This is a genomic window from Gammaproteobacteria bacterium (genome assembly GCA_013696315.1).
Lineage (GTDB): Bacteria > Pseudomonadota > Gammaproteobacteria > JACCYU01 > JACCYU01 > JACCYU01.
Genome location: JACCYU010000054.1, coordinates 1 through 2,758 on the forward strand (window position 1 = coordinate 1; position 2,758 = coordinate 2,758).

Genomic DNA, 2,758 nt, shown 5'->3' on the forward strand with positions numbered 1-2,758 from the left:
CGACTGATCCGAAAGGTCTTGCAGGCCAGCCGCACAGAAGCTTGACGGTCGCAGACCGCAAAGCGAGCTAAGGTGCGCCGCGCGCGCGGCGCTACAGCTTTTTTGCAAGGGCTTCCTTGAGCAGATCATTAGACATCGAGGTCTCGGCATACATGCGCTTGAGTCGCCGATTCTCGTCTTCCAGCGCTTTCATCCGGCGCATGAGCGACACATCCATGCCGCCATACTTGGCGCGCCATGTATAAAAGCTGGCTTGGCTCATGCCGTGCTGGCGGCACAGCTCGGTCACCGCCACGCCCGCTTCCGCTGCCTTCAAAATCGCCAGAATCTGGCTGTCAGTAAATCGGCTTGTCTTCATCGTAGAGTCCTCGGTCGGTGAGTACTCTACTTGCTCGTGGCACTATTTTAAGGGGGCATTACAGCTGCACACCCAGGCGAAGACGGCGCTGCATGCTGGAAGGCCGACATCCGGGCCCATGCCGAGAGGGCGTTGGATCGATTTGTCGCTACCTTTGAGGCAAAGTACCCCAAGGCGGTGCACTGCCTGGTCAAGGATCGCGACGAGGTGCTCGCCTTCTACGCTTTCCCGGCCGCGCACTGGCAGCCTCTGCGCACCACCAATCCGATTGAGTCAACCTTTGCGACCATCCGCTGACGCACGGTGAAGACCCGAAACTGCCTCAGCGTGACCAGCGGGTTGAGTCTGATGCACCAGCTGGCCATGAGCGCACAGCAACGCTGGCGGCGGCTGCGCGGTTTTCGTCAGCTTGCCGACCTCATCGCCGGCGTGACATTCATTGACGGAACTGATGTACGAACGATCCGCAGGAAGGCCGCCTGACTCATGATCCCCGTACACCAGAATTGACATTAACTCTTTTCCCGGAGTTTGCGCCTTCAGAAGCCTTGAAGGTCGAAATAACTAGGGTGCCGTAATCAAAGGGTTTGTTGGTCCTTCGAAGGAGTCAGTATGGCGCGCGCGTGGATCAGGCGTTGCGCCATGGTAAAAGTGATGACGCCGATGAAGACCCAGGTCCAGAAACCCAAACGCTGCGCGTCGAGCGTCATGACGGACAAGCAGATGAAAGCCTCCGTGCGCTCGCCCAGGCCCGGAGCGTAGTGAAACGATTTAACGGAGACGTTGGCGACCGCCGCGCCAATGGACAGGAACAGCGACATCGCGATCGCGATCACGCCCGCTAATACAACTAACTCGAAACGAGCCCCGGGGAAGCGGTAGGCGAGCGCCAGGATCATGGAGATTTCGACGACCCGGTCGAAGGTGATGTCCAGGATCGCGCCCAGTGGACTGGGCCGCGTTAATCTGGCGAGCGTTCCGTCGGCGGCATCGATCAACCCCGATAGCCAGAGTACCGCAATGCCCAGCCAAGCCCAGCCCGCGGCGACAAGGACCGCGGCCGCGACGCCTAACATCATCCCCCCGACGGTCAGCGCATTCGCGGAGACGCCGAGATCAAAACAGACGCGCGCGATCCGGTCGAGCAGCGGCTGGATCAGATTTTTTGCGCGAGAGTCGAGCATATAAACACCGCGTCTTATCCGAGGATTTGTTCTAATGCCGACGCGGCACCGCGGCACCCGTTACTTGCCGCTACTGGCCGCGCCCTCCTCGAGACCGATCTTCTCGAGTCTTGCCTTGGCCTTGCGGGTGATCAGCACCGTTACGACAATGGTCGCGATCAGGCCGATGCCAAAAAATGTCCATTTAAGGATTCCTCCTTGCGCGCCGCCGCCCCCGGCCGCCGCCCCGATCGCGCCCAGATACACATAGAGCGCCGTACCCGGCATGATGCCGACGAAGGTCGCCGCGACGTAATGCCAGAACTTGATATCGGTGACGCCGAAAAAATAATTCTGCAGGTTGAATGGAACCAGCGGACTCAAGCGCAGGAGCATAACCACCTTCCAGCCATCCTCGGTGACCGCCTGGTCGATGGCCTTGAACTTGGGCCGCTGCTCGGTCATGCGTTCGACCCGCGCCCTCGCCAGGTAACGCGCGACCAGAAAGGCAGCCGCGGCCCCAATGGTCGCGGCGATCACAACCAGCGGAAATCCGAAGCCGCTGAATGCGAGCCCGGCCGCGATCGTCAACGGCGAACCCGGCGCCAGCATCACGGTAGCGATGATATACACCGCGGCGAAGATCACGTAGCCCCATACGCCCAGACCCTGCACCCATTGATTAAACGAACTCAGCCATTCGCCGACGGGGAGCAGAACCCAAGCGGCGGTGAGCGCGACAAATGCCAGTGCGACGCCGATCCACAACCAAGGTATGTTGCGATCGCGCCTGTTGAGGTTAGCCATGAATGTTCTCTCTTTTTGCCTTACACGAAGCCATAAGCGCGCATCGTGTCGGCGACCTTGATAAAACCGGCGATGTTCGCCCTTGCTTGTAAGCCACACCGGTCTTGTTCTTGTACCATACACACTGCGCATGGATACTATTCATGATGCCTTTGAGTTAAATGCGATTATCGGAGTTTTAACCAAGTCGCGGTGACCCGCCAGCAGTTGCGCAGCCCGATGGAGGGGCAACGAGCGACTGAAACGATTGTAGATGATTCTGGAGAGAATCGAATCAGGACCAGCGGGTAACATTCGACAAGGAACCCCCGATTTTCTGGCAAGCGAAGCGCGACTAGCGGATTTCTGAGCAGTTCTTAAGGCTGCACCAGCCCGACCTTGATCGCGTAACGCGTGAAATCGGCGGGGCCGTGCAGCTCCAGTTTCTGGG

The 2,758-nt window shown here is 59.2% G+C and carries 4 protein-coding genes; 1 reads left to right on the plus strand and 3 read right to left on the minus strand.

The window, feature by feature from the left end:
- Positions 1 to 91: 91 nt before the first annotated feature.
- Positions 92 to 358, minus strand: coding sequence for a transposase (locus H0V34_03185; protein MBA2490740.1), 267 nt, complete (start codon positions 356 to 358; stop codon positions 92 to 94).
- A gap of 132 nt (positions 359 to 490) precedes the next feature.
- On the opposite strand from H0V34_03185, the gene H0V34_03190 reads away from it, so the two are divergent.
- A complete protein-coding gene (locus tag H0V34_03190) occupies positions 491 to 655 on the plus strand; it encodes a transposase (GenBank protein ID MBA2490741.1) in 165 nt (54 codons plus the stop codon).
- Positions 656 to 936: 281 nt separating this feature from the next.
- Here H0V34_03190 and H0V34_03195 read toward each other — a convergent pair whose 3' ends face one another.
- Positions 937 to 1,542 carry a CDP-alcohol phosphatidyltransferase family protein gene (locus H0V34_03195; protein MBA2490742.1) on the minus strand — a complete coding sequence of 202 codons (606 nt, stop codon included), beginning with the start codon at positions 1,540 to 1,542 and terminating at the stop codon, positions 937 to 939.
- Positions 1,543 to 1,602: 60 nt separating this feature from the next.
- The gene (locus H0V34_03200; GenBank protein MBA2490743.1) at positions 1,603 to 2,328 is read right to left on the minus strand and encodes a TVP38/TMEM64 family protein; all 726 of its coding nucleotides are present in this window, start codon (positions 2,326 to 2,328) and stop codon (positions 1,603 to 1,605) included.
- Between the last annotated feature and the right edge of the window lie 430 nt (positions 2,329 to 2,758).